The sequence below is a fragment of the Bacillus sp. SIMBA_008 genome, assembly GCF_046535495.1.
GTDB classification, from domain to species: domain Bacteria; phylum Bacillota; class Bacilli; order Bacillales; family Bacillaceae; genus Bacillus; species Bacillus subtilis.
The window spans coordinates 1-246 of the sequence record NZ_JAWRWL010001029.1 but is presented as its reverse complement, the minus strand read 5'-3'; the positions used below and the strand labels follow the sequence as shown (position 1 = coordinate 246).

Sequence of the window (246 nt, the reverse complement as noted above, 5' to 3'; positions counted from 1 at the left end):
GAAGCGGGGCTGTTTGTGACGAATGAACCCGGAAGCGCCCAGGTGCTCCCTGAGTCTTATGATCATTTGTACCGTCTGAGAAACCGTGAAGGCTTGATCATTTTTCCGGGATTTTTCGGTTACACGAAGGAGCATGAGATTGTGACGTTTTCCCGGAGCGGTTCTGATATTACCGGCTCCATTCTCGCCAGCGGCTTAAAAGCCGACCTGTACGAAAACTTTACTGATGTGGACGCCGTCTATTCC

At 50.8% G+C, this 246-nt stretch carries 1 protein-coding gene; it reads left to right on the top strand.

The window, feature by feature from the left end; translation table 11 throughout:
* A partial coding sequence (locus SB658_RS26530; protein WP_486308225.1) for an amino acid kinase family protein occupies positions 1-246 on the top strand: 246 nt, incomplete at both ends.